29 protein-coding genes are annotated in these 24,298 nt (G+C 68.9%); 23 read left to right on the forward strand and 6 right to left on the reverse strand.

The annotated features are described in order from the left end of the window. Positions 1-5: 5 nt before the first annotated feature. From pgsA to pdxS, 5 genes are all read left to right on the forward strand, one after another. Positions 6-680 carry a phosphatidylinositol phosphate synthase gene (pgsA, locus tag ACSVDM_RS01110; RefSeq protein ID WP_067636187.1) on the forward strand — a complete coding sequence of 225 codons (675 nt, stop codon included), beginning with the start codon at positions 6-8 and terminating at the stop codon, positions 678-680. Continuing rightward, positions 677-1,600, forward strand: coding sequence for a phosphatidylinositol mannoside acyltransferase (locus ACSVDM_RS01115; RefSeq protein WP_067636185.1), 924 nt, complete (start codon positions 677-679; stop codon positions 1,598-1,600). Before pgsA ends, ACSVDM_RS01115 begins: the two co-directional genes overlap by 4 nt. Continuing rightward, entirely contained in the window at positions 1,597-2,721 is a 1,125-nt protein-coding gene (locus ACSVDM_RS01120) for a glycosyltransferase family 4 protein (RefSeq protein ID WP_225280565.1), read from the forward strand. The genes ACSVDM_RS01115 and ACSVDM_RS01120 overlap by 4 nt, the downstream gene beginning before the upstream one ends. Then, positions 2,721-3,767 carry an NUDIX hydrolase gene (locus ACSVDM_RS01125; RefSeq protein ID WP_439262646.1) on the forward strand — a complete coding sequence of 349 codons (1,047 nt, stop codon included), beginning with the start codon at positions 2,721-2,723 and terminating at the stop codon, positions 3,765-3,767. The genes ACSVDM_RS01120 and ACSVDM_RS01125 overlap by 1 nt, the downstream gene beginning before the upstream one ends. Positions 3,768-3,940: 173 nt before the next feature. Next, entirely contained in the window at positions 3,941-4,861 is a 921-nt protein-coding gene (gene pdxS / locus ACSVDM_RS01130) for a pyridoxal 5'-phosphate synthase lyase subunit PdxS (RefSeq protein WP_174550208.1), read from the forward strand. A gap of 70 nt (positions 4,862-4,931) precedes the next feature. On the opposite strand, the gene ACSVDM_RS01135 is transcribed toward pdxS, so the two are convergent. Next, positions 4,932-5,282: a hypothetical protein gene (locus ACSVDM_RS01135; protein WP_439262076.1), complete on the reverse strand. Its 351-nt coding sequence runs from the start codon at positions 5,280-5,282 to the stop codon at positions 4,932-4,934. After that, complete coding sequence (locus ACSVDM_RS01140; RefSeq protein ID WP_439262078.1) at positions 5,282-5,737, reverse strand: prevent-host-death protein; 456 nt, start codon at positions 5,735-5,737, stop codon at positions 5,282-5,284. The genes ACSVDM_RS01135 and ACSVDM_RS01140 overlap by 1 nt, the downstream gene beginning before the upstream one ends. 104 nt (positions 5,738-5,841) lie before the next feature. Between ACSVDM_RS01140 and ACSVDM_RS01145 the strand changes: the two genes are divergently transcribed. The 3 genes from ACSVDM_RS01145 to ACSVDM_RS01155 all read left to right on the forward strand — a co-directional run bounded on the left by ACSVDM_RS01145 (position 5,842) and on the right by ACSVDM_RS01155 (position 8,056). Next, the gene (locus tag ACSVDM_RS01145) at positions 5,842-6,576 is read left to right on the forward strand and encodes a sulfite exporter TauE/SafE family protein (protein ID WP_067492931.1); all 735 of its coding nucleotides are present in this window, start codon (positions 5,842-5,844) and stop codon (positions 6,574-6,576) included. A gap of 40 nt (positions 6,577-6,616) precedes the next feature. Beyond that, positions 6,617-7,393, forward strand: a complete 777-nt coding sequence (locus ACSVDM_RS01150) for an inositol monophosphatase family protein (RefSeq protein WP_439262080.1) — start codon at positions 6,617-6,619, stop codon at positions 7,391-7,393. A 162-nt stretch (positions 7,394-7,555) separates the two neighbouring features. Next, positions 7,556-8,056: a hypothetical protein gene (locus ACSVDM_RS01155; protein WP_067636177.1), complete on the forward strand. Its 501-nt coding sequence runs from the start codon at positions 7,556-7,558 to the stop codon at positions 8,054-8,056. 51 nt (positions 8,057-8,107) lie between these two features. Here the strand turns inward: ACSVDM_RS01155 and ACSVDM_RS01160 are convergent, their stop codons facing one another. Then, the gene (locus tag ACSVDM_RS01160) at positions 8,108-8,719 is read right to left on the reverse strand and encodes a hypothetical protein (RefSeq protein ID WP_439262082.1); all 612 of its coding nucleotides are present in this window, start codon (positions 8,717-8,719) and stop codon (positions 8,108-8,110) included. Between the two features lie 80 nt (positions 8,720-8,799). Here ACSVDM_RS01160 and ACSVDM_RS01165 point away from each other — a divergent pair, with 80 nt between their 5' ends. The 3 genes from ACSVDM_RS01165 to ACSVDM_RS01175 all read left to right on the forward strand — a co-directional run bounded on the left by ACSVDM_RS01165 (position 8,800) and on the right by ACSVDM_RS01175 (position 11,119). Then, positions 8,800-9,621 (forward strand): acyl-CoA thioesterase, encoded by an 822-nt coding sequence (locus tag ACSVDM_RS01165; protein ID WP_067636175.1) that lies wholly within the window; start codon positions 8,800-8,802, stop codon positions 9,619-9,621. Positions 9,622-9,659: 38 nt separating this feature from the next. Then, on the forward strand, positions 9,660-10,271 hold the full coding sequence (pdxT, locus tag ACSVDM_RS01170) for a pyridoxal 5'-phosphate synthase glutaminase subunit PdxT (protein WP_439262084.1): 612 nt from the start codon (positions 9,660-9,662) through the stop codon (positions 10,269-10,271). Between the two features lie 92 nt (positions 10,272-10,363). After that, the gene (locus ACSVDM_RS01175) at positions 10,364-11,119 is read left to right on the forward strand and encodes a YebC/PmpR family DNA-binding transcriptional regulator (RefSeq protein WP_067492941.1); all 756 of its coding nucleotides are present in this window, start codon (positions 10,364-10,366) and stop codon (positions 11,117-11,119) included. Between the two features lie 54 nt (positions 11,120-11,173). On the opposite strand, the gene ACSVDM_RS01180 is transcribed toward ACSVDM_RS01175, so the two are convergent. Next, positions 11,174-11,665, reverse strand: a complete 492-nt coding sequence (locus ACSVDM_RS01180) for an SRPBCC domain-containing protein (RefSeq protein WP_067492943.1) — start codon at positions 11,663-11,665, stop codon at positions 11,174-11,176. A gap of 107 nt (positions 11,666-11,772) precedes the next feature. Here ACSVDM_RS01180 and ACSVDM_RS01185 point away from each other — a divergent pair, with 107 nt between their 5' ends. Next, positions 11,773-12,288 (forward strand): O-acetyl-ADP-ribose deacetylase, encoded by a 516-nt coding sequence (locus ACSVDM_RS01185; protein ID WP_439262087.1) that lies wholly within the window; start codon positions 11,773-11,775, stop codon positions 12,286-12,288. A 111-nt stretch (positions 12,289-12,399) separates the two neighbouring features. Here the strand turns inward: ACSVDM_RS01185 and ACSVDM_RS01190 are convergent, their stop codons facing one another. Further along, positions 12,400-13,062, reverse strand: a complete 663-nt coding sequence (locus ACSVDM_RS01190) for a TetR/AcrR family transcriptional regulator (protein ID WP_439262089.1) — start codon at positions 13,060-13,062, stop codon at positions 12,400-12,402. Between the two features lie 63 nt (positions 13,063-13,125). Between ACSVDM_RS01190 and ACSVDM_RS01195 the strand changes: the two genes are divergently transcribed. From ACSVDM_RS01195 to ACSVDM_RS01220, 6 genes are all read left to right on the forward strand, one after another. Continuing rightward, positions 13,126-13,497, forward strand: a complete 372-nt coding sequence (locus tag ACSVDM_RS01195; RefSeq protein ID WP_439262091.1) for a nitroreductase family deazaflavin-dependent oxidoreductase — start codon at positions 13,126-13,128, stop codon at positions 13,495-13,497. A 40-nt stretch (positions 13,498-13,537) separates the two neighbouring features. Then, on the forward strand, positions 13,538-13,972 hold the full coding sequence (locus ACSVDM_RS01200; RefSeq protein WP_439262093.1) for an acyl-CoA thioesterase: 435 nt from the start codon (positions 13,538-13,540) through the stop codon (positions 13,970-13,972). A 93-nt stretch (positions 13,973-14,065) separates the two neighbouring features. Then, positions 14,066-14,635, forward strand: coding sequence for a crossover junction endodeoxyribonuclease RuvC (gene ruvC, locus ACSVDM_RS01205; protein ID WP_067636642.1), 570 nt, complete (start codon positions 14,066-14,068; stop codon positions 14,633-14,635). Beyond that, positions 14,632-15,231 carry a Holliday junction branch migration protein RuvA gene (ruvA, locus tag ACSVDM_RS01210; protein WP_067636165.1) on the forward strand — a complete coding sequence of 200 codons (600 nt, stop codon included), beginning with the start codon at positions 14,632-14,634 and terminating at the stop codon, positions 15,229-15,231. Before ruvC ends, ruvA begins: the two co-directional genes overlap by 4 nt. 3 nt (positions 15,232-15,234) lie before the next feature. Continuing rightward, a complete protein-coding gene (ruvB, locus tag ACSVDM_RS01215) occupies positions 15,235-16,320 on the forward strand; it encodes a Holliday junction branch migration DNA helicase RuvB (protein ID WP_067636163.1) in 1,086 nt (361 codons plus the stop codon). A gap of 51 nt (positions 16,321-16,371) precedes the next feature. Next, on the forward strand, positions 16,372-16,884 hold the full coding sequence (locus ACSVDM_RS01220; protein ID WP_166655711.1) for a GtrA family protein: 513 nt from the start codon (positions 16,372-16,374) through the stop codon (positions 16,882-16,884). On the opposite strand, the gene ACSVDM_RS01225 is transcribed toward ACSVDM_RS01220, so the two are convergent. Further along, a complete protein-coding gene (locus ACSVDM_RS01225; protein ID WP_067492959.1) occupies positions 16,881-17,459 on the reverse strand; it encodes a DivIVA domain-containing protein in 579 nt (192 codons plus the stop codon). The two genes, ACSVDM_RS01220 and ACSVDM_RS01225, sit on opposite strands and share 4 nt — an antisense overlap. A 137-nt stretch (positions 17,460-17,596) precedes the next feature. On the opposite strand from ACSVDM_RS01225, the gene ACSVDM_RS01230 reads away from it, so the two are divergent. The 5 genes from ACSVDM_RS01230 to ACSVDM_RS01250 all read left to right on the forward strand — a co-directional run bounded on the left by ACSVDM_RS01230 (position 17,597) and on the right by ACSVDM_RS01250 (position 24,295). After that, the gene (locus tag ACSVDM_RS01230; RefSeq protein ID WP_439262096.1) at positions 17,597-19,087 is read left to right on the forward strand and encodes a flavin-containing monooxygenase; all 1,491 of its coding nucleotides are present in this window, start codon (positions 17,597-17,599) and stop codon (positions 19,085-19,087) included. A gap of 110 nt (positions 19,088-19,197) precedes the next feature. Further along, on the forward strand, positions 19,198-19,542 hold the full coding sequence (gene yajC, locus ACSVDM_RS01235; protein WP_067492961.1) for a preprotein translocase subunit YajC: 345 nt from the start codon (positions 19,198-19,200) through the stop codon (positions 19,540-19,542). Between the two features lie 100 nt (positions 19,543-19,642). Further along, positions 19,643-21,385: a protein translocase subunit SecD gene (gene secD / locus ACSVDM_RS01240; protein WP_439262098.1), complete on the forward strand. Its 1,743-nt coding sequence runs from the start codon at positions 19,643-19,645 to the stop codon at positions 21,383-21,385. Continuing rightward, a complete protein-coding gene (gene secF / locus ACSVDM_RS01245) occupies positions 21,382-22,560 on the forward strand; it encodes a protein translocase subunit SecF (protein ID WP_439262100.1) in 1,179 nt (392 codons plus the stop codon). Before secD ends, secF begins: the two co-directional genes overlap by 4 nt. Before the next feature lie 22 nt (positions 22,561-22,582). Beyond that, positions 22,583-24,295, forward strand: coding sequence for an ABC transporter substrate-binding protein (locus tag ACSVDM_RS01250; RefSeq protein WP_439262101.1), 1,713 nt, complete (start codon positions 22,583-22,585; stop codon positions 24,293-24,295). Positions 24,296-24,298 lie beyond the last annotated feature (3 nt).

Consider the following 24,298-nt stretch of genomic DNA (forward strand, 5'->3'; position numbering starts at 1 on the left):
ACACCGTGCTCAGCTTCTTCGGGCGGCAGACGTTTGCCAAAGCGACTGCGCCGCTGGGCAAAGCGCTCGTCAAGACCGGGCTCACCCCCGACACGATGACCCTCATCGGCACCGCCGCGACGATCGTCGCGGCGGTGACGCTGTTTCCCAGCGGTCACCTGTTCTGGGGGACGATGGTCATCTGGCTGTTCGTCATGTTCGACATGCTCGACGGTGCGATGGCGCGCGCCCGCGGCGGCGGCACGAAGTACGGCGCGGTCCTCGACGCCACCTGTGACCGGGTGGCCGACGGCGCGATCTTCGCCGGTCTGGCCTGGTGGGCGGTCTACCACGAGCACAGCAAGCAGCTGTTCGTCGCCACGCTGATCGTGCTGGTCACCTCGCAGGTGATCTCGTACGCCAAGGCGCGGGCCGAGGCCAGCGGACTGTCGGCCGACGGCGGGATCATCGAACGGCCCGACCGGCTGGTGATCGTGCTCGTCGGCGCCGGGCTCACCGGAATCGGCGGGCACTGGGGCATCGGCTGGCTCACCTGGGCGGTGTACGTGGCCATGTGGGTGCTGGCGGTGCTCAGCACCGTCACCGTGTTCCAGCGGGTGCTCGCGGTGCGCAACTCGCCGGGCGCGCGCACGGTGATCCCGCCCGCGCCGCAACAACAGGCAGGGGAGACGGCGTCGTGACCATCAGCGAACGGCTCAGCGACTGGGGCTACGCGGCGGGATGGCGGTTGGTCCGTTCGGCCCCGGAATCCTTGGCGCGCAAGGCTTTCGACTTCGGCGCCGACCGTGCGACCAAGGACGGCGGACCGCGGCAGCTGCGCCGCAACCTGGCCCGGGTGCTCGGCGTAGCACCGGCCGAGGTTCCCGACGACCTGATGCGGGCGAGCATGCGTTCCTACGCCCGGTACTGGCGTGAGGCGTTCCGGCTGCCCAGCATGGACCACAGCACCATCGACTACTACGTCCACGGCCTGGAAAACGTCGACGCCGGCCTCGAAGCCGGGCGCGGCGTCATCTTCGTCCTGCCGCATTCCGGCAACTGGGACATGGCCGGGGTGTGGCTGGTCCAGCACTACGACACCTTCACCACCGTCGCCGAACGGCTGAAGCCCGAATCGCTGTTCGAACGGTTCGTGGCCTACCGCGAGAGCCTCGGCTTCGAAGTGTTCCCGCTGACCGGCGGAGAACAGCCACCGTTCGTGCCACTGACGGAACGGTTGCGGCAGAACCGGATCGTGTGCCTGATGGGTGAACGTGACCTCACCGGCCGCGGTGTGCCGGTGAACTTCTTCGGCGAACGCACCTGGATGCCCGCCGGTGCGGCCAAACTCGCCATCGAGACCGGCGCCGCGCTGATGCCGGTGCACGCCTGGTTCACCACCGAGGCCGACGGCACCGAAGGCTGGGGTCTGAAAGCCGGTGCGCCGCTGGACGTCTCGGGCGGAGTGGCCGCGACGACACAGCTGCTCGCCGACGAGTTCGCGGCGAACATCGCCCGGCACCCGGCCGACTGGCACATGCTGCAGCCCCTGTGGGAAGCAGACCTGTCGCCGGAACGACTGGCCCGGATCGCCGCGGCCAAGGCAGGTGACGTGCGGTGAAGATCGGCATGGTCTGCCCGTACTCCTTCGACGTGCCCGGCGGCGTGCAGGCACACGTGGTCGAGCTGGCACGGGTGTTCATCGAGCGTGGACACCGGGTGAGCGTGCTCGCGCCCGCATCCGACGACACGCCGTTGCCCGACTTCGTCGTCTCGGCCGGTCGTGCGGTCGCCATTCCCTATAACGGGTCGGTGGCGCGACTGTCGTTCGGGCCGATGGCCTACACGCGCATCCGCCGCTGGATCGACAGCAACGACTTCGACGTGCTGCACATCCACGAACCCAACGCACCGAGCCTGTCGATGCTGGCGCTCAAGATCGCCGAGGGCCCCATCGTGGCGACCTTCCACACCTCGACCACGAAGTCGTTGGTGCTCAGCACTTTTCAGGGTGTGCTCCGCCCGTACCACGAGAAGATCAGCGGGCGGATCGCCGTGTCGGAGCTGGCCAGGCGCTGGCAGGTGGAGGCGCTCGGGTCGGATGCGGTGGAGATCCCCAACGGGGTCGATGTGTCGGCGTTCGCGCGCGGCCCGCTGCTCGACGGCTACCCGCGCGCGGGCAAGACGGTGCTGTTCCTCGGCCGCTACGACGAACCGCGCAAGGGCATGGACGTGCTGCTCGCCGCCCTGCCGGCGCTCGTCGAACGACATCCCGACGTGGAGATCCTGATCGTCGGGCGCGGCGACGAGGACAGGCTGCGCCGCGAGGCGGGCCCTCACGCCGGGCACCTGCGCTTCCTCGGTCAGGTCTCCGACGCCGAGAAGGCCGCCGCGCTGCGCAGCGCCGATGTGTACGTGGCGCCGAACCTGGGCGGGGAGAGCTTCGGCATCATCCTCATCGAGGCCATGGCGGCGGGCACGCCGGTCGTGGCCAGCGAACTCGACGCCTTCCGCCGCGTACTGCGCGACGGCAGCGCCGGTCTGCTCACCCCCGTGGGCGACGCGGAAGCGCTGGCCGAGGCCATCGACACGCTGCTCACCGACGACGACACCCGCGACCGGTTGGTGCGCACCGCCACCCAGGTGGTCGCCGCCTACGACTGGCCGGTGGTCGCCGAACAGATCCTGCGCGTGTACGAGACGGTCACCGTCGGTGACAACGGGGTGCGGGCCGCCGGATGATCACCTTCTCCGCGACCGCGATTCTCGTTCTCGGCCTGGTCGCCCTGTTCGTGCTCGCGCTCGGTGTGTGGGCGGCGTCCACCGCCAACCGGCTCGACCGGCTGCACGTGCGCTCGGACCGGTCCTGGCAGGCCCTCGACGCGGCACTGGCCCGGCGCGCGGTGGTCGCGCGCGCGGTCGCCATGGCCATCGCGGGACCGGCGAGCACCGATCCGGTGCGGTCTGAAAGGGCGGGACAGCTCGCCGCCTTGGCCGACTGGGCCGAACGCGCTGACCGGGGTGACCGCGAGACCATCGAGAACCAGCTCTCGGCCGCGCTGTCGACGATCGACATCGGTCAGCTGCGACCCCAGCTCGTCGCCGAACTGGCCGACGCCGAGGCCAGGGTGCTCATCGCGCGCCGGTTCCACAACGACGCCGTGCGCGACACCCTCGCCCTGCGCACCCGTCGGCCCGTGCGCTGGCTGCACCTGGGCGGTACCGCGCCGCTGCCGACCTATTTCGAGATCACCGAACGCGCGACACCGGCCGCGTCCACCGGGCTCGAGGTGCACACCACCCGCACCTCGGCGCGCGTGGTGCTGCTCGACGAACAGGACCGGGTGCTGCTGCTGCGCGGGCACGACCCGATGGTTCCCGAGGTGGCGTTCTGGTTCACCGTCGGCGGCGGCGTGGAACCGGGGGAGACCCTGCGCGAAACGGCGGTGCGCGAGGTGTACGAGGAGACCGGGCAGCGGATCGACCCGGCCGCGTTGCGTGGTCCGCTGTGGCGGCGGGTCGCGGTGTTCCCGTTCAACGGTGAACTCATCCGCTCCGAAGAACTGTTCTTCGTCCTGCGCGCACCCAATTTCGCCTGGCGGCCCGCCGACCTCACCGCGCTGGAACGGCGCACCATCACCGACCACCGCTGGTGCACGCCCGCCGACATCCGTGCCCTCGACGCCACCGGCGAGGCGGTATACCCGTACCACCTCGACGAGTTGCTCGCCGAAGCGATCGGCGCCGCCGCCGACGACACCGAACCGGTGGTCCGGTCCATTCGCTGATACGGACCGTGTGTGTCGCCTCACGCCGCGCGGTCCGCAGCCGGTCCAGATGCGGCGGTCTGCGGTATCGGCCCAGGTCGCGACCAGTCCAGTGGGCTCCGACTGGCTATGAACCCTGATTCGGCGGCCACCTAGAATCGCAGGAGACCACACAGTCTGCCCGTTAGGTGCACATGACCCAGGAGAATGCCGTGACTACGCCCGAGACCACATCAACCGTCGGCACCGCCCGCGTGAAGCGCGGCATGGCCGAGATGCTCAAGGGCGGTGTGATCATGGATGTGGTCACCCCGGAGCAGGCCAAGATCGCCGAGGACGCGGGCGCCGTCGCGGTCATGGCGCTCGAGCGGGTGCCCGCCGACATCCGCGCCCAGGGTGGCGTGTCCCGGATGAGCGACCCGGACATGATCGACGGCATCATCTCCGCGGTCTCCATCCCCGTGATGGCCAAGGCCCGCATCGGCCACTTCGTCGAGGCGCAGATCCTGCAGAGCCTCGGCGTGGACTACATCGACGAGTCCGAGGTCCTCACCCCCGCCGACTACGCCAACCACATCGACAAGTGGAACTTCACCGTCCCCTTCGTCTGTGGCGCCACCAACCTCGGTGAGGCCCTGCGCCGCATCACCGAGGGTGCGGCCATGATCCGTTCCAAGGGCGAGGCGGGCACCGGTGACGTCTCCAACGCCACCACCCACATGCGCACCATCCGCGCCGAGATCCGCCGCCTCACGTCCCTGTCCGAAGACGAGCTCTTCGTCGCCGCCAAGGAACTCCAGGCCCCCTACGAGCTGGTCCGCGAGGTCGCCCAGACCGGCAAGCTGCCCGTCGTCATGTTCACCGCGGGCGGCATCGCCACCCCCGCCGACGCCGCCATGATGATGCAGCTCGGCGCCGAAGGCGTCTTCGTCGGCTCCGGCATCTTCAAGTCCGGCAACCCCGAACAGCGCGCCGCCGCCATCGTCAAGGCCACCACCTTCTACGACGACCCCGACGTCCTGGCCAAGGTCTCCCGCGGCCTCGGCGAAGCCATGGTCGGCATCAACGTCGAAGAAATCCCCCAGCCCCACCGCCTCGCCGAGCGCGGCTGGTAATCCCTTCGGGCACAAGCAAACCCGGTGGGCGGCGCATCACGCGCCGCCCACCATTTGCGTAGAACGACGCCTACTTCGTTTCGTTCGGGTGGCTGGTGTGCACCTGTTCCAGGAAGACGGTGTGCTCATGGACGTAGAACCAGATGCGCGCGGTGCCTTTCGCTGTCGGCTTGTGCTGCCAGCGTTCGTGCCGCGCTCCACCGCGTGAGATCGTGCCCAGCTCACCGCGGAGGGGGTAGTTGGTCGGTGTCGTGGACAGCGGTGTGCGCGTGAGGAAGTCCCACGCTTCCGCCATCGGGTTGCGGATGGTCGCGACCAGATCCCGCCAGCCCTTCTGAGCGTCTGCGGTGGCGAATCGGATCTCGTACTCGGTCTTTCGCGCGGGGCGTGGGACCAGCTCGCCCTTCTTGGCGGCCGCCACTATGGACGCTCGACAGTGTCGTCGCCGTCCAGCCACTCCAGGTCCGTACTGCCCAATCCAGCGGCGATCGCGGTTGCCGTCTCCTTCCAGGAGGTCAGTTCGGCGATCGCGAGGTGCGGCTGGTCGGTGGAGAACGATGCGCGGGCGGCGTCCACGAGGTTCTGTGCGCAAGTGTCTCGGTCGGCGGGTGACAGCGCGAGCATCCATGGGAATGCCTTGGACATGCGCTCGGCGAGCGAGCCGTTGTCATCGAGGGTGACGGTGATGAGCTGCGCGGCGAACTCGAGCAGGCGCGCGCGCCCCTCTGCCTCGCGCTGCGACATCAGCACCAGCGCCTCGCCGTCGCGGCGGGTCACCGTGACGGGATGGTTCTCGGCCTCGGCGAAGACCTCAGCGGAGTGTTTGCTCAGGTCCGAGGAGCGTCGGGTCCGGGCGGGTAGGCCTGACGTGCGCATGGATCCATCGTATTCGGAACGTGTTCGGAAGTCCAGGTGTGAGCGGAAGGGGCCAGCGATCGCCCCTGAGGCACTGCCGAATGGGCGTACCGTACAGTCGGTCTGTGACCGTGCTCGACTTCTTCTTGCTGGTCGTCGCGGGATTCTTCACCGGGTTGATCGGGTTCGTCACCGGGATGGCGTCGATCGTTTCCTATCCGGCGTTGCTGGCTGTGGGGTTGCCGCCGGTGACGGCGAATGTGACCAATACCGTGGCGATGGTGGCCGTTGGGGTGGGGGCCACCGCCAATTCGGGGCGCGAACTCACGGGGCGGGGGCGCACGCTCGTGTGGTGGGCGGGGTTGTCGGCGCTGGGTGGGTTGCTCGGTGCGCTGGCGTTGTTGGTGGCGCCCGAGGGGACCTTCGAGGTGGTGGTGCCGTTCCTGGTGGCGGCGGCGTCGATCGCGTTGCTGGTGCAGCCGGTGGTCCGCAAGCATGTGGGGGAGCTCAGCGCGCCGTGGATCGTGCCGTTGGGGATCCTGCTGATCTCGGTGTACGGCGGGTACTTCGGGGCCGGTGCGGGCGTGATCTATCTGTCGATGATGCTGCTGTGCACCTCCGAATCCGTGTGGAGCGCATCGGTGCTCAAGAGCTTCCTGCTCGGCATCGCGAATCTGGTCGCGGCTCTCGGCTTCGCGATGTTCGGGCCGGTGCACTGGTTCGCGGCGCTCGGGCTGGCGATGGGGGCGCTCGTCGGTGGGTGGTGCGGGCCGCCGGTAGTGAAGGTGATCCCGCCGAACCTGCTGCGGGTGACCGTCGGCGTGCTCGGACTCGGGCTCGCGGTGTACCTGGCGCGCTGATCCGGCCCCGGGCGTCACCGGACTCCGTAGCCTGAGAACGGTGCACCACTCCGATGTCGAAATCGCAATCCACGCAACAGAACTCGCGTCACAGGTGATCCGGTCGTCGTTCCACGCACCGGTCACCCGCTACGCCAAAGAGGGCGACGACTTCGCCACCCAGACCGACCTGGCCGCCGAACGCGCGATCCTCGAGGTCCTCACCGCGGCCCGACCGCACGACCGGTTCGTCGCCGAGGAGTCCGGCACCACGGGATCGCCGGGCAGCGACCGCACCTGGTTCGTCGACCCGCTCTGCGGCACAAGGAATTTCGCGGTCGGCACACAGCTCGTCGCGGTGAACGTCGCCTTGCGCATCGGGGACACCGTTCGCGCCGCGGCCGTCGGCGCCCCGTTCACCGGCGAGGTGTTCTGGACCTCGGGCGAGAACGCGTACCGCCGCCACGACGGCTCCGACACCGTCCTGCGCCCCGACGCGAGCAGCCGCCTGATCGACATCGACCTCGACAACCCGCTGCCGTGGTCCAGACCCACCCGCCTGCTCGACAGCGTCGCCGCCGACTTCCACCCGCGCGTGCTGTCCACCTCGCTCGCCCTGGTCTGGGTCGCGGCGGGCAGACGCGCCGCCTATGTCACCGGCGGCGACCTGCGCGACAACGTCCACTTCACCAGCGCGGTGGAAATCTGCCGCGCGGCGGGCTGCGTCGTCACCGGAATAGCAGGTCAACCACTCCATTCCGCCCCGCACGGGCTCATCGCCGCCGCCGATGCCGACACCCACGCCCGCCTCGTCGACGCGATGCTCGCCCTACGCTGAAAGGGGCCTTCACAAGCGCGGTACCGGTACGTCTCAGACTTTCCTCAAAAACGCTGGGTAGCGTCCTGGCCGAGGCACCGTGGCCTGCGTCGTGTGGCGCCGGTACCGTGCCGTTGGCGCCCACAGGGCGAAAACCGTTGACCCGACGCAAAGGACGAGTGGATGAAGCTTCGTAGGACCGGACGTGTGGCGATCGCAGGCCTGGCCGTGGTCGCCGCATTGGGAATGAGTGCGTGCAGTGACGACAAGGGCGACAAGCCCGCCGCCAAGTCCACGACCAGTGCTCCGGCCACGACCACGGCCGCTGCCGCGGACCTGCCCCCCGTGCCGACGGTGGAGGAGCTCAACGCCCAGCTCAACACCGCGCTGGACCCCTCGGTGCCCAACGAGCAGAAGCTGGACTTCGTGCAGGGTGGCGAGGCCGACCCCGAGCTGCCGAACCGCCTGGCCGTCGCCGCCCGCGACGCCGGTGCCCAGGTGCAGGTCACCGAGGTGACCTCCTTCGGTGACAGCGTGAACGCCAAGGCGAACTTCACCGTCAACGGCCAGACCAACGTGGTCGACGTGCCGTTCGTCGCCGAGGACGGCAAGTGGAAGGTCCAGAAGTCGTGGGCGTGCACCATGCTCACCAACCTGGGCCAGCAGTCGGTCGCCTGCGCCTGATAGCGCGGCGTGCAGCCCCGGTCGCGGTGCGGCCGGGGCTTTCGCCTGTTTTCAGCCGGTGCGCAGGGCCGCGCGGTCCGGATGATCCCAGCGCACCGTCCAGGTAGCGGTCTCGGGATGTTCGGCGTCGTGGTCGCGCAGCGCGGGCAGGGTCCACCGGTGCTCGGGTGGGGTGCGGCGCAGTGCCGCCTGCGCGCTGAGCTCGAGCCGTACGGACAGGTCGACGTCGAGTCCGCGGCCGAGCAGCATCGGGCCCGCCACGATCAGCACCAGATCGGCGGGAGCTGTCCGGATGCCCGCCCGCGCCGACCGGTCGCCCGCCTCGTCCCAGAGCGCGGGCAACCAGCGCCCTGCGGTCCGTAGCGGGACCAGAATCTCCCGGCGTATCGCGTCGTAGTCGAACCATGCTGTGCGATAAGACCATTCGTCGGTTCGGCCGTACTCCATCCGCAGCGATGCGGGCCGGACGAAGGCGTGCAGTGACACCACCTCGGCCGACCGGCCCTGCCCGTTCAGTGTGTCGGCGACCAACTGGGCGAAGGTGACCGGTTCGGCGGCATCGGCGGCGTCGACGGCAACCACCCGGCGACCGGGCAGCTCGGATACCCGCTCGGCGACCAGGCGGGCCAGGGTGGTGGGGGAGACGGGGGTGAACGACGGCACCACCCCATTTCAGCAAATTCCCGCCGCGCGCCGCCGAGCCGGACAAACCGTGCGGTCCGCCTAGCGATAATCTCGTCCGCATGGCGACAATCGAAGAGGCGCTCGAGGTCGAGCGGCTGGAACGCGACATCTTCCGTGGGGCGGCCACGGAATCCCAGCTGACGCGGACCTTCGGCGGTCAGGTCGCGGGCCGGGCGCTGGTCTCGGCGGTGCGCACCGTCGACTCCGCCTATCAGGTGCATTCGCTACACGGCTACTTCCTGCGCCCGGGCAACCCGGAAGCTCCCACCATCTACCAGGTGGAACGCATCCGCGACGGGCGCTCGTTCTGCACCCGCCGGGTCACCGGTGTGCAGGACGGCGAGGCGATCTTCACCATGGCCGCCTCCTTCCACCGCGGCGACGTCGGCCCGGAGCACCAGGACGTGATGCCGGTCATCGAGGGCCCGGAGAACCTGCCCGACGCCAAGACCACGCTGAGCCCGGAACGGTTGTGGGCCATGCGCGAATGGGAGCACTGGGACATCCGCACGGTCCCGCAGGACCAGGTCGCCCGCCGGGAAGGCACCGTCTCCCCGCAGCAGGTGTGGTTCCGCTACCGGCACCCGTTGCCCGACGACCCGATGTTCCACGTCTGCACCCTCGCCTACATGAGCGATATGACGCTGCTCGGCTCGTCGAAGGTGACCCACCCCGGTGTGCCGACCCAGGACGCGTCCCTCGACCACGCCATGTGGTTCCTGCGCCCGTTCCGCGCCGACGAATGGCTGCTCTACGACCAGTCCTCACCCTCGGCGGGCTTCGGCCGCGCTCTCACCGGCGGCCGGATCTGGGATCGCGAGGGCAACCTGGTCGCCGCCGTCGTGCAGGAAGGCCTCATCCGCACGCCGCGTGAGGCGTGAGCGCGCCCACACCGGCCGGGCTCGTAAGCTCAGCGGCTGTGAACGCAACATCCACGCCGACGATCGGTGTCCTCGCACTCCAGGGTGACGTGCGCGAACACGTTGCCGCGCTGCGCCACTGCGGCGCCGCACCGGTGCTGGTGCGCCGCGAGTCCGAGCTGGCCGCCGTCGACGGGCTGGTGCTGCCCGGCGGCGAGTCGACCGCCATCTCCAAGCTGCTGCAGGCCTTCGACCTGCTCGAACCGTTGCGCGCGCGGTTGCGCGACGGGCTGCCCGCGTTCGGGTCGTGCGCGGGCATGATCCTGCTCGCCTCCGAGGTGCTCGACACCCGGCCCGACGCACAGCATCTGTCCGGCATCGATATGACGGTGCGCCGCAACGCTTTCGGTCGCCAGGTCGACTCGTTCGAGACCGACCTCGACTTCAGCGGCCTCGACACGCCCGTGCGCGCGGTGTTCATCCGCGCGCCGTGGGTGGAGCGAGTCGGTGACGGCGTCGAGGTGCTGGCGCGGGTGCCCAACGGTCCGGCGCAGGGCCGGATCGTGGCCGCCAGGCAGGGCAATGTCGTGGCGACCTCGTTCCATCCCGAGGTCACGGGTGATCTTCGGGTGCACGAGCTGTTCGTCGACCTCGTGCGTAAGGCGGGGTGAACCTCCGCGTCCACCGGCGTGGCGGGCACGAGTAGGCTGGTTCGAGCTTGTCCGCCCGGGCAGACGCGCAACCGACCTGAAGGAAGTAGGGCATGAGCGGCCACTCCAAATGGGCCACCACCAAGCACAAGAAGGCGGGAATCGACGCCAAGCGCGGCAAACTCTTCGCCAAGCTGATCAAGAACATCGAGGTGGCGGCTCGCACGGGTGGCAGTGACCCGGCGGGCAACCCGACGCTGTACGACGCCATCCAGAAGGCCAAGAAGTCGTCGGTCCCCAACGACAACATCGAGCGCGCCCGCAAGCGTGGCGGCGGCGAGGAAGCCGGCGGCGCCGACTGGCAGACCATCATGTACGAGGGCTACGGGCCCAACGGTGTCGCCGTGCTGATCGAGTGCCTCACCGACAACCGCAACCGCGCCGCCGGTGAGGTGCGCGTCGCGATGACCCGCAACGGTGGCAACATGGCCGACCCGGGTTCGGTGTCCTACCTGTTCGCCCGCAAGGGTGTGGTGACCCTCGAGAAGAACGGCCTCACCGAGGACGACGTCCTCGACGCGGTCCTCGACGCCGGCGCCGAAGAGGTCAACGACCACGGTGACGCCTTCGAGATCATCAGCGAGCCCGGCGATCTGATCGCTGTGCGAACCGCGCTGCAGGACAAGGGCATCGACTACGACTCGGCCGAGTCCGGTTTCCAGGCGTCGGTGTCGGTGGCGGTCGACGCCGAGGGCGCCCGCAAGGTGCTCAAGCTGATCGACGCCCTCGAAGACAGCGACGACGTACAGAACGTGTACACCAACGTCGACATCTCCGACGAGGTCGCCGCCGAGCTCGACGACGAGTAGATCTTCACCCGTGTACCGCCCCGGCCGTGAATTCGGCTGGGGCGGTTCGTGTCTCTACTCCCGGTAGTGGTCGGCCAGCGCCGGGTAGTAGTCGGCGAAGTCGGGTCGTTCGGTGTTGGTGCAGGCGGCGACGAACATGTCCGCGTAGTACTCCCAGCCCGGGCCGATCTGCGAGGTCTCCGCGAGCTGGTACTCCGAGGTGAGGTGGTGGACCAGCCGCACCTGGGTGGCGGTGCCGGTGTCGAGCAGGGTCACCTCCATGCGCCACAGCCCGATCTGGTCGGCCGAGGACACGGCCAGCCGCACCGGCGGGGTGCAGTCGTCGATGCGCATCTCGGTCCAGGGCTGCCCGTCCTCGAACCGCAACTGCACCTGGATCATGTTCCCGGCGCCGGGTTCCCCCTCCCAGGTGCCGTACCAGCCCGCGGTCAGGTCGGGATCGGTCAACCGTCCCCACACCTGTTCGATCGGTAGGGCCAGTGACCGGGTGATCACCAGGTCGCGCCCGTTTTCGGTCGGTACGATCTCGCCGGTCGGCATCGGCATGACGCGGTTCTCCCTCGCTCGAACGCCTCGGACAACAGGTCGACATCGACGGTACGCCGCCCCCGATGAGCTAGCGGGGATATCCGCGTGACCAGCACAATGTCGGTATGACCCGGATCGAGGCGGTACGCGGAGACATCACCGAACAGCACGTGGACGCGGTCGTGAACGCCGCGAACTCCTCACTGCTCGGCGGCGGGGGAGTCGACGGCGCGATCCACCGCAAGGGTGGGCCCGAAATCCTGTCGGCGTGCCGCGACCTGCGTGCCTCCCGGTACGGCATGGGCCTGCCGACGGGGCAGGCGGTGGCCACGACAGCCGGACGGCTGCCCGCCCACTGGGTGATCCACACCGTCGGCCCGGTCTGGTCGGCGACCGAGGGCCGCTCGGCCCTGCTGGCTTCCTGCTACCGCGAATCCCTGCGGGTAGCCGACGAATTGGGCGCTCGCACGGTGGCGTTCCCGGCGATCTCCACCGGCATCTACGGCTGGCCGATGGACGACGGCGCCCGCATTGCCGTGGAAACAGTGCGTGCCGCCGACACGGCCGTCGACGAGGTGCGCTTCGTGCTGTTCGACGACCGCGCCCTCACCGAATTCACCGCGGCGATGTCGACGAGCTGAGTGTGTGCCTCGGCCGAGCATGCGGGGCTGTTGTCGATGGCATCCGTGGGTACAGCCGGGCTGTATCCGCGCATGTCTGTGAAAGCCGTTGTGCTGTAGTCGAACTGGTGGTTACTGCGTGACTCGACGTGATTCGAGGCCGTCGAGGATCAGGTCGAGGCCGAAATCGAACTCGGCGGTGTGGTCGTAACCGGGTCGCAGGGCGTGGTCGACGATCATCTCGGTGAGGTAGGGCAGTTCCGCGGTGGGCAACTGGTTGAGGATGCCGCCCGCCACCTCCTCCAGGTCGTCGGGGGTGGTGATCGGCAGGTTCGCCTCCTGCAGCGCGTACCCGTTGACGTAGCTGTCGAGAAGCGAGATCGCGTGGGCCGCCATCGGGAGCGAGAAGCCCGCTCGCCGCAGGATGCCGAGGACGGCGTCGTGGTGCCGCAGGGTCGCCGGGCCCGGGTTGCGCCGCGAATCCATGAGTCCGAGTGCCCAGCTGTGCCGGGACAGCACCGCGCGGGCGGAATGCGCGCGCGAACGGATCGCCGCTCGCCAATCCTCGAAGTCCCCGCTCGGTAGGTCGATCGCGGCGAAGACGGCGTCGACCACGCCGTCGAGAACCGCGTCCTTGTTCGGCAGGTGGTGATACAGCGACATCGCCTCCACCCCGAGTTCCTGTGCGATCCGGCGCATGGTGATCGCCTCGACGCCGCCGCGGTCGGCCACCCGGATCGCGCCTTCCAGTATCCGTTCGCGGCTCAGCGGTCGACGTGTGGAGGAAGTCGGCATATTGACAATCTTACAGTCGTAAGTCAGCCTTACATGTGTAAGAACGAGTGAAGGAGGCCGCTGATGCCGATGCCGAGATGGTGGGGTCGGGTGAACAAGCGGGTGTTCAACCCGCGAGCACTCGCGAGCGGCAAGTGGCCGGTGCTCAGCCACACCGGTCGCGTCTCCGGAGTCACCCACCGCACCCCGCTCGACGCCCATCCGATCGAGGGCGGATACCTGTTCGTCCTGGTCTACGGCTCCCGTTCGGACTGGGTCCGTAATGTCCTCGCCGCGGGCAGCGCTCGCCTGCGCGTCGACGGCACCGAAGTGGAGCTCACCGCCCCGCGCGTGATCGGTCGCGAGGAAGCCGCCCGGATCCTGCCGACCGATGTCACCCGACCACCCGCTGTCCTGCGCATCACCGAATTCCTGCGGATGGACCGGGCGGGCTGACGACCGGAACGTGTCGGACCCCGCTGCCACACTGGCGCGCATGACGGAAAATGCTCTGCCGTTTCGGGTTCGGATCCCGGTGCGAGTCTCCGATCTGGATCTGCAACAACACGTGACGGGTGCGGCCTTTCAGCAGTTCGCCGACCACGCACGGTTCGCGTGTGTAGGCGCGGCCGGTGTGTCGGTACCGGACATGCTGGCCGACGGCATCGGGCCGGTGAACCTCGAACTCACCGTGCGCTACCTGCGCGAGTTGCGCGCCGGCGACACCGTCGAGGTGGACTGTCGCTGGGAGTGGGGGACCGGCAAGACCTACCGGGTCGAACACGAACTGCGCCGCGACGACGGCGAACTCGCCGCCACCGTGTCGTACCTGAGCGGCATGCTCGACCTGACCGAACGCAAACTCCTGCACGAACCGAAGCGCATCTGGGCCGAACGGGCGAGCGAGCCCGCATTACTCGGCCTCCCCTGAACGCGGCGACCGGCCCTCGTGTCGCTGGTCGGACGGTGTGCCGCAATGCTTTAGACTTTCGAACAACTGTTCGTGTCTTCGAAGGGGCTGCCGGTGCGGGTGATGGGCGTCGATCCCGGGCTCACCCGGTGCGGGCTCAGCATGGTGGACAGCGGTCCCGGCCGCAAGGTCGTCGCCCTCGATGTGGGCGTGGTGCGGACACCGCCGGAGGCCGAGCTGGCTCTGCGGTTGATGGCGGTGGCCGACGCCGCCGAGGAGTGGATGGACACCCATCGACCCGAGGCGGTGGCGATCGAGCGGGTATTCGCACAGCACAACGTGCGCACCGCGATGGGAACCGCGCAGGCCGGCGGGGTGATCGCGCTGGCGGCGGCGCGGCGAGGCATCCGGGTGGCGTTCCATACCCCCAGCGAGGTGAAAGCGGCTGTCACGGGCAATGGTTCGGCCGACAAGGCGCAGGTCACCGCCATGGTGACCAGAATCCTCGGCCTGCAGGTCGCACCGAAACCGGCCGATGCCGCCGATGCGCTCGCCCTGGCGATCTGTCATTGTTGGCGGGCGCCGCTGCTCGACCGGATGGCGGCCGCACAGGCGAAGGCCGACGAGGTGCGTCGCCGCTACGAACAACGGCTCGCCGAACAACGGAAGGTGGTACGCGGGTGATCGCGTCGGTACGCGGTGAGGTCCTCGAGATCGCGCTCGACCATGTGGTGATCGAAGCCGCGGGCGTCGGCTACCGCCTCAACGCCACCCCCGCCACCCTCGGCAGCCTCACCCGAGGCGAGGAAACCCGCCTCTACACGGCCATGATCGTGCGCGAGGACTCGATGACGCTGTTCGGGTTCGCCGACACCGAAGCCCGCGACCTGTTCGGCCTCCTGCAGACCGTGTCCGGTGTCGGCCCACGCCTGGCCATGGCGGTCCTGGCCGTCCTCGAACCCGAGGCGCTGCGAAAAGCCTTGGCGGAGAGCAATGTCGCCGCCCTCACCCGGGTGCCCGGCATCGGTAAGCGCGGCGCCGAACGCATGGTCGTCGAGCTGCGCGACAAGGTGAACCTGGTGCCTGTCCCGGCCGGACCGCCCGGCGCCGAAACCCCGGTCACCCCGGTCCGCGAGCAGGTCGTCGAAGCGCTCATCGGCCTCGGCTTCCCGGCCAAGCAGGCAGAACAGGCCGTCGACACCGTCCTGGCCGACCAGCCGGCCGCCACCACCTCCGTGGCCCTGCGTGCCGCCCTCGGTCTGCTCGGCAAGAACAGGTAACCCATGGACGACGAGTTCGACACCGACGAATCCGCCCTCGCCGCCCGGTATCTCAGCACCGACGGCGATACCGAGACCGGCCTGCGCCCCACCTCGCTCGACGACTTCATCGGCCAGCCACGCGTGCGCGAACAACTCGCCCTCGTCCTGCGCGGTGCCCGGCAACGCGGCGCCACCCCCGACCACGTCCTGCTGTCCGGCCCGCCCGGGCTCGGCAAGACCAGCATGGCGATGATCATCGCAGGCGAACTCGGCACCGCCCTGCGCATCACCTCCGGGCCCGCCCTGGAACGCGCGGGCGACCTGGCGGCCATGCTGTCGAACCTGGTCGAAGGCGATGTGCTGTTCATCGACGAGATCCACCGCATGGCGCGGCCCGCCGAGGAAATGCTGTACCTGGCCATGGAGGACTTCCGGGTCGACGTGGTGGTCGGCAAAGGGCCCGGCGCCACCTCCATCCCGCTCGACATCGCACCGTTCACCCTGGTCGGGGCGACCACCCGGTCGGGCGCGCTCACCGGCCCGCTGCGCGACCGGTTCGGCTTCACCGGCCACATGGACTTCTACGACACCGACGAACTGCTGCAGATCCTGCTGCGCTCGGCCCGCATCCTCGGTGTCCACATCGAACACGACGCCGCCGCCGAGGTCGCGGGCCGCTCCCGAGGCACGCCGCGCATCGCCAACCGGCTGCTGCGCCGGGTGCGCGACTTCGCCGAGGTCCGCGCCGACGGTCTCATCACCCGCGAGATCGCCCAGTCCGCGCTCGAGGTCTACGACGTCGACGTACTCGGCCTCGACCGGCTCGACCGGGCCGTGCTCGGCGCGCTGGTCCGGGGTTTCGGCGGCGGACCGGTCGGGGTGTCGACGCTGGCCGTTGCCGTCGGCGAGGAAGCCGCGACGGTGGAAGAGGTGTGCGAACCGTTCCTGGTGCGCGCCGGACTCGTCGCCCGCACCCCGCGCGGACGGGTCGCCACGGCCGCCGCCTGGGAGCATCTGGGCCTGGTGCCGCCACCGGATCTGGTGTTCGGCGCCATCGAAGTGCGTGGGCGCGAACCACAACCGAGCCTCGACCTGTTCGACCGGTAGCGGCGGCTACCGGACGGGCGCGTCGCCGATACGTCGTCTAATGTCGGCTGGGTGGCAGTCCATGCGGTGGTCCAACGCGTCCCCGAACCGTTACGCTCCCTGTTGCTCCAGCACCGGGAGCTGCTGAAGTTCGCCATGGTCGGCGCCGTCACCTGGTTCATCGACACCGGAGTGGTCTACGCGGTGAAACTCACCGTGCTCGGCGACAAGCCGCTCACCGCGCGTCTGCTCGGCGCGCTGATCGCGACCATCGCCTCCTACATCCTCAACCGCGAATGGTCCTTCCGCACCCGTGGCGGCAGGCAGCGCAGCCACGAGGCGGCCCTGTTCTTCACGGTCAGCGCCCTGGGCATCGTGGTCACCATGATCCCGCAGGCGCTGTCGCTGTACGTGTTGAATCTGCGTGTGCCGCACGTGGATCCGATGGTGCAGATGGTCGCGAACTTCATCTCCGGCCAGATCCTCGGCGTGCTGCTGGCCATGGCGTTCCGCTTCTGGGCCTTCCGCCGCTACGTCTTCCCGGACGATCTACGCGAAGCGGAACTGCACAGTATCCAGGGTTAATGTGACCGTTCGAGGTTTTCCAGGGCGGCGATGACCAGGTCGACGAAGGCGTCGACCTCTTCGCGGGAGTAACCACGCGTGCCGAGACGGCTGTCGGTGAAGCGGACACCGCGCACGTCGGCGGCGGTGAGGCTGCCGGGGCCGTTGTGGGCCAGGGTGGCCGCGACCAGGTCGAGGAAGGCGTCGACCTCCTCCTCGTGATAGCCGCGGCGGCCGACCGCGGACTGGCTGAACCGCATGCGGTGCACGTCGTCGGGGGTGAGCATCGCGGCGATCTCCTCCCCGGGGCGGGGCGCGGGCACGGGGGAGGCGCCCTTCTGGCGGTGTTCCAGCTCGGTCCTGACCCGGTCGAGAAAATCGTCGACCTGGTCGGCCTGGTAACCGCGACCACCGAAACGGGGCGCGCCGAAATGGACATGGCGGACGTCGTCGGCGGTGAGACCACCGTGTCCGTGCAGGGTCGCCGACACCTTCTCCAGGAAAGCGTCGACCTCGTCGGCATGGTAGCCACGATGGCCGAGGGTGGGCATGGCGAAGTGGGTGCGGCTCACATCGTCGGGCGTCACAGCGGTCATTGTGTCAGGATTGCCCTTCTGTCCCAGAGGTTTTCGACGGCAGCGCATCGCGACTGTACACCGGCGAAGCGGCCGGTCGCGGTCCACAGAATTATGTGTCATGCTGTAACACATACATCGGTGTGTGGAGGTTCGACGTGGCGCCTCAGCGGGATGCGGTCATCATCGGGGCGGGTTTCGGCGGCATGGGTGCCGCCATCGAACTCGACCGGCTCGGGCTGCGCGATTTCGTGGTTCTCGAACGCGAGGACGACCTCGGCGGTACCTGGCATGTGAATCGGTATCCGGGCCTCGCGGTGGACATCGCCTCGGTCACCTACTCCTATTCGTTCGAACCCAATCCGTACTGGAGCAGGTTGTTCGCGCCCGGCGCCGAGCTGAAGAAGTACGCCGAGCACGTCGCTGACAAGTACGGGCTGCGCGGGCGGATGCGGTTCGGCACCGAGGTGCGGAGCGCGCGCTGGGACGACGACAACGAGCACTGGGTGGTGAACATCGCGGGCGGCGAACCCCTCACCGCGCGCTATCTGATCACCGCCACCGGCTTCCTGTCCCAGCCCTACACGCCACCGTTCCCGGGCATCGAGTCCTTCGCGGGCAAGATCATCCACTCCACCGACTGGGACGACGGCTACGACCTCACCGACCGCCGCGCCGCCGTGATCGGCACCGGTGCCACGGCGGTGCAACTGGTCCCCGAGCTGGCGGCGAAGGTGGCGTCACTGACGGTTTTCCAGCGCACTCCCATCTGGGTGGTTCCCAAGATCGACGGCCCGATTCCCGCCGTGGTCCAGCGTGCGTTCGCGGCGGTCCCGCTCACCCAGAAGGCCGCGCGGCTGGCCAACACCGCCCTGCTCGAGGCGATCATGCTGGTGGGGGTGCTGCACTACAAGCAGGCCAAACCGCTCAACACCGCCGCCGCCCTGCTGGCCAAGGCGCACCTGTTCGCCCAGGTACGCGACGCGGACACCCGGGCCAAGCTCACCCCGCACTACGACTTCGGCTGCAAACGGCCGACGTTCTCCAACGCCTACTTCGCGACCTTCAACCAGCCGCACGTGCGCCTGGAAACCGAATCGATCGACCACGTCGAACCCGACGGCATCGTCACCGCCGACGGGCACAAGACGGCTGTCGACACGCTGGTCCTGGCGACCGGCTTCAACCTGTGGGACGCGAACTTCCCCGCCATCGAGGTGATCGGGCGCGACGGGCGAAATCTCGGAAAGTTCTGGCGCGACAATCGCTTTCAGGCCTACGAGGGCATCACGGTGCCGAAGTTCCCGAACTTCCTTTCGCTGAACAGCCCCTATTCCTACAGCGGGCTGTCGTACTTCACCACCATCGAGACCCAGATGAAGCACATGGGCAGGCTGTTCACCGAGCTGTTCCGGCGCGGGGAACACACCTTCGAGGTCACCGAGGAGGCCAACGCCCGCTTCCTCGACCGGGTGACCGCCGACCTCGATTCGTCGGTGTTCTACGGTGGCGACTGCTCCGGTGCGCGCAGCTACTACTTCAACCAGCACGGTGAGGCCGCGCTGCTGCGCCCCACCAGCACGCTGTCGGCGCACCGCGAGGCGGTCGGTTTCCCGCTCGACGACTACACCTACGGGCGCGGTGCGTGACCGGGGTTTCGCCGCGCGCGGCGGTGTCCGGTGTGTCGGCGCGGCGGGGAACTGGCAGACTGTCAGGCGTACCTGCACCGTCCACCACTGACTAGGGACTGACTTCGACGATGGACTTCCTGTTTCCGCTGCTGATCCTGGCCCTGCTCGTGCCGATGTTCTTCGGTATCCGTAAACAGAAGCGGGAGGCCGAGAAGGTCGCGAGCATGCAGGAGAGCCTGAAGGTCGGTGACCAGGTTGTCACCACCTCGGGCCTGTACGGCACCGTCGTCGATATCGATGATTCGACCGTCGACCTGGAGATCGCCGAGGACGTCGTCACCACCTGGCTGCGTCAGGCCATCCGTGAGGTGCGCATCGAGGAGCCGGTGGCCGCCGAGACCGCCGACGCGACCGACGCCCCCGTCGAAGAGGCCGTCGATCAGACCGAGACCCGGCTGACCAAGGACTCCTGAGCAGTTCCCTTCCCCCGCCGGGCGACGTACGAGCGCGCCCGGCCGGGCACTGTTGTGCCCACCGATTCGGCCTCGACTTCCGCCTAGGAGATGACCTGCTGTGCCACCTTCCCAAGGATCGGCGCATCCGTTCCGGTTGCTCGGCGTCTACGCCGCGCTGCTGGCCGTGATCTACGCGCTGGTGTTCTTCACCGGTGACCATTCGCCCAAGCCCAAGCTCGGTATCGACCTGCAGGGCGGCACCCGCGTCACGCTGACCGCGCGTACCCCCGACGGCAACGAGCCGAGCCGCGAGAGCCTGCAGAAGGCGCAGGAGATCATCGAGAACCGTGTGAACGGTCTCGGCGTCTCGGGCTCCGAGGTGGTCATCGACGGCACCAACCTCGTGATCACGGTGCCGGGTGAGGAAAGCCAGCAGGCACGCGCCCTGGCCACCACCGCCAAGCTCTACATCCGTCCGGTGCTCGGCGCGACCCAGCCGCAGACCGGTGGCGCCGCACCGCAGCAACCGGTGCCCGGTGCGCCGTCCGCCGACCCGAACGCACCCGGTCAAGCGCCCGCCACCGGCGACCCGAACGCCCCGGCGACCGGCGACCCGAACGCCCCGGCGACCGGCGATCCCGCGACCCCCGCGCCCGAGGCCACCACACCGGCGCCGCAGTCGCGTGTGTTCCCGGCTCAGGCCCCGCCGACGCCGACCCCGCCGCCCGCCGATCTCACGCCCGCCCAGCAGCAGGCCAAGGAGATCGCCGACGCCAAGGCGCTGCGGCAGAGCACCGACCAGAACATGCAGCAGGTCGCGGTCATGAGCATGGACTGCACCAAGCCCGACCCGCTGGCCGGTAACGACGACCCGGCCCTGCCGCTGGTCACCTGCTCGCAGGACGGCACCGAGGTGTTCCTGCTCGGCCCGAGCCGCATCGACGGCCAGGAGATCGCCGACGCCACCTCGGGCTTCAACGCCCAGCAGGCCCGCCACGAGGTGAACCTCGAGTTCCGTTCCACCGGCACGGACGCCTGGGCCGCGCTCACCGGCGAGTACGTCAACAAGCGGGTCGCGTTCGTGCTCGACTCGAAGGTCGTGAGCGCCCCGCAGGTGCAGCAGGGTCCGCAGCTCGGCGGCAGCACCTCCATCTCGGGCAGCTTCACCGCCGACAGCGCGAGCGAGCTGGCCAACACCCTCAAGTACGGCTCGCTGCCCCTGTCGTTCACCACCTCCGAGGCGGAGACGGTGTCGGCCACGCTGGGCCTGGCCGCGCTCAAGGCGGGTCTGCTCGCCGGTGCGGTCGGTCTGCTCGCGGTGCTGCTGTACTGCCTGTTCGTGTACCGGATGCTCGGCTTCCTCGCCGGGTTCTCGCTGATCGCCGCCGGTTTCGCCGTGTACGGCATCATCGTGCTGCTCGGGCGCTGGATCGGGTTCACCCTCGACCTGGCCGGTATCGCCGGTCTGATCATCGGTATCGGTCTGACCGCCGACTCGTTCGTCGTGTTCTTCGAACGCATCAAGGACGAGATGCGCGAGGGCCGCAGCTTCCGTTCGGCCGTGCCGCGCGGTTGGGCTCGCGCGCAGCGGACCAACCTCTCGGGTAAGACGGTCAGCCTGATCGCCTCGGTCGTGCTGTACCTGCTCGCCGCCGGTCAGGTGAAGGGCTTCGCGTTCACCCTCGGTGTCACCACCGTGCTCGACGTGATCGTGCTCTACCTGGTCACCGCCCCGCTGCTGATGCTCGCCGCGCGCTCGCCGTTCTGGGCGAAACCGTCGGTGAACGGCTTGGGTTCGGTGCAGCAGATCGCCAGGGAACGTGGCGCGGGCCAGGTCCGGCCGAAGGAGATGTCACGATGAGAAATGCCGATCCGACGACTGAATCGCTGAACCTGGACAAGGCCGAGCCCACCGCGTCCCCGCAGCACGGGTTCTTCGAACGGCTCTACACCGGCACCGGCGGCTTCCCGATCGTCAGCAGGCGCAAGTTCTTCTACACGATGTCGGCGGTGCTGCTGCTGATCTCGCTGCTGAGCATCGCGGTGCGCGGGTTCACCCTCGGTATCGACTTCGAGGGCGGCTCGCGCATCCAGGTGCCGGCGCTCGCGAATGTCACCACCCAGGAGGTGGAGGACGTCTACGCCGAGACCCTCGGCCACGGCCCGGTGACCGTGCAGGAGGTCGGTTCCGGTTCCGCCGCGACCATCCAGGTGCGCTCGGAGACCCTCGACAAGGACCAGACCGACCAGTTGCAGGGCGCGTTGCGCGCGATGCTCGAGCAGGAGTCGGGCACCTCGGTCGGCCTGGAAGCCATCAGCATCGCCGAGATCAGCGAGACCTGGGGTGGCCAGATCACCCAGAAGGCGCTGATCGCGCTCGCGGTGTTCGTGGCGCTGACGATGATCTACATCGCCATCCGCTTCGAACGCGACATGTCGATCGCGGCGATCGTGTCGCTGTTCTTCAACCTCATCGTCACGGCGGGCATCTATTCGCTGGTCGGGTTCGAGGTGACCCCGGCCGCGGTGATCGGTCTGCTCACGATCCTCGGTTACGTGCTCTACGACAACGTGGTCGTCTTCGACAAGGTCGAGGAGAACACCCGCGGCGTGCTGCACCTGCACAAGCGGACCTACGCCGAACAGGCCAACCTGGCCGCCAACCAGACCCTGATGCGCTCGATCAGCACCACCATTATCGGCATCCTGCCGATCATCGGCATGCTGGTGATCGCGGTGTGGATGCTCGGTGTCGGCACGCTGAAGGACCTCGCGCTGGTACAGCTGGTCGGCATGATCGTCGGCGCCTACTCCTCGATCTTCCTCGCCGTTCCGGTGCTGGTGTCGATCAAGGAACGCTGGGGTCCGGTTGCCGCGCACACCAAGAAGGTGCTCGACAAGCGCGCCGGTGGCGGCACCGCGCGTGTGCCGGTGACGGCGGGAGCCCGCGCGGCGCGCGGTCCCCGGCCCACCGACGCCGGTGCGCCCAGGCCCGGCGCGCGACCGAGCGGAAAGCGGCACAAGGGCAGGCACTGACGGCACGAGCAGGGGTCTCATCATGCGACGCAGCACGATTCGGCTGATCACCGTCCTCGCCGCGGCAGGCGTCGGCGCCGGTCTGGTGACCGGGTGTTCTACCAAGAACCAGGTGCCCTCGATCGGTTACGCCGTCGACGCGGCGGTCGCCAGCTACAACGGCGGCAGCACCCTCGGCGCGAGCAGCGGTGCGGCGGCGGTGTTCGGGCGCGTACTCACCGGGTTCTTCTACACCGGACCCGACGGTCAGCAGGTGGCCGACACCGACGCGGGCACCGCCAAGGAGGTGCCGGGCGAGACCCAGACCGTGCAGTACCGGCTCAATCCCGACGGGGTGTACTCCGACGGGGTCGCGACGTCCTGTGACGATCTGGTGCTCGCCTGGTCGGCCCGGTCGGGCCGGTTCACCCGGCCGGCTGACCGCGGCCAGGCACCGATGTTCGACGCCGCGAGCACCGACGGCTACGACGACATCGAGCGGGTGGACTGCCAGCCGGGGTCCAAGGACGCCACCGTGGTGTTCCGTCCCGGCAGGCACTACCTGCCGTGGCGCACCCTGTTCACCGCCGCCGAGCTGATGCCGGCCCACGTGGTGGCCCAGGCGGTCGGTGTACCGAACGTGGTCGACGCGCTGCAGTCCGGTGACGGCGCGGTGATCGGCCGGATCGCCGACTTCTGGAACTCGGGCTGGACCATGGCGCCGGGCGAACTGGATCTCACCAGGTTCCCGTCGTCGGGTCCGTACCGCGTCGAATCCTTCACCGCGAGCGACGGTTTGGTGCTCGTCGCCAACGAGAAGTGGTGGGGAACGGCACCCGAGACCAGCCGCATCGTGGTCTGGCCCAAGGGCACCGACTACGCGGCCAAGGCCAAGGAGAACGCGCTCGGCGTGGTCGACCTCGGCGCGGGCTCGGTGACCGACCTGACCCTCGAGGGATTCGACGAGCAGACCGTCCCCGGCCGCGGCGCCGAACAGCTCGTGCTGAGCACGGGCGAGGTGTTCGCCCGGGTGGAGACGCGGCGTGCCTTCGCCCAGTGCGTCCCGCGCCAGGCCCTGTTCGACACCCTCGGCAAGGCCGGTGAGGTGCCGCCGCGCGGCCTCGGCTCGGGAACCTTGAATTCGCGGGTGGTGCAACAGGATTCGCTGTACTACGGTGCCGTGTCCGGGTCCGGCGACCGCTATCGCGGCACCGATATCCCCGGTGCCACAGCGACACTCGCCTCGGCGGGTACCGCCCAGCCGACCATCCGGATCGGCTACCTGACCCCCGATGCCCGCCGGGCGAAGACCGTGGCGATGATCGCGGAATCCTGCCGTGGGGCCGGCATCACCGTCGTCGACGCGGGCGCACCGGATTTCACGCCGGCCAAGCTCGGCGAGGGCGCGGTGGACGCGGTGCTCGGCAGCACGGCGGCGGTGCCGGGACCGGCCGGATCGGCGACCGGTGTCGCCGCGTTCGCCGCTTTGCGGGCGGGTAACGGGCTCGATGCGGGAGGTTTCGGGAACGCTCGCTACGATGCCATCACCGATCAGCTTGCGGGCGAGACCGATTCGACCGCGACGCTGAATCTGCTGACCGAGGCCGAGAACCTGCTGTGGGCGCAGCTGCCGAGCATCCCGTTGTTCGCCACTCCGCGCACCATCGCGTTCGGTAACGGCATGCAGAACGGGATCCCCGGGCCGACGCAGGCGGGCACCGGGTGGAATATGGACCGCTGGGTGTTGCAGCGGTGAGTC

The organism is Nocardia sp. JW2 (genome assembly GCF_051843015.1).
GTDB classification, from domain to species: domain Bacteria; phylum Actinomycetota; class Actinomycetes; order Mycobacteriales; family Mycobacteriaceae; genus Nocardia; species Nocardia coubleae.